This is a genomic window from Nitratidesulfovibrio oxamicus, assembly GCF_015731765.1.
Lineage (GTDB): Bacteria > Desulfobacterota > Desulfovibrionia > Desulfovibrionales > Desulfovibrionaceae > Cupidesulfovibrio > Cupidesulfovibrio oxamicus.
In genome coordinates this window covers 1-640 of sequence record NZ_VRYY01000738.1, presented here as the reverse complement: position 1 = coordinate 640, position 640 = coordinate 1, and the positions used below count along the sequence as shown (strand labels likewise).

The 640-nt window shown below is 71.9% G+C and carries 1 protein-coding gene; it reads left to right on the top strand.

Annotation, left to right across the window (positions count from 1 at the left end):
- A partial coding sequence (locus FVW20_RS17990; protein WP_231039245.1) for an ATP-binding cassette domain-containing protein occupies positions 1–640 on the top strand: 640 nt, incomplete at both ends.

Genomic DNA, 640 nt, shown 5'->3' with positions numbered 1-640 from the left:
GTTCGCGGGCACGGATGCTGCGACGGACGGGAGCACGGGGAACGGCGGCGCGGCCGCCACTGCCGCTGGCCCTGCCAGCCCGGCCATTTCGCGCGCCGAAGCCGCGCAGCTGGTGCAGATGGTCTTTCAGGACCCCTTTTCGTCGCTGAACCCGCGCCGCACCGTGGGGGCCTCCATAGGCGAGGCGCTGGCCGTGGCCGGTGTGCCCGGGCCGGAACGGCGGGCCAAGGTGGCGGACATGCTGCAACTGGTGGGCCTGCGGGCGGAACACGCCGACCGCTACCCGCACGAGTTTTCCGGCGGACAGCGCCAGCGCGTTGCCGTGGCCCGCGCCCTGATCACCCACCCGGCACTGGTGGTGTGCGACGAGCCGGTATCCTCGCTGGACGCCTCCGTGCAGGCGCAGGTGCTGAACCTGCTGCGCGAGTTGCAGGAACACATGGGCCTTGCCTACCTGTTCATCTCGCACGACCTTGGCGTGGTGGGCCACATGAGCGACCACGTGGCCGTGATGTACCTTGGCAAGGTGGTGGAGGAAGCCCCGCGCGACGTGCTGTTCGCCGCGCCCGCCCACCCGTACACCCGCGCCCTGCTGGCCTCGGTGCCCGTGCGCGACCCGTCCCGCCGCGCCGAACATCCG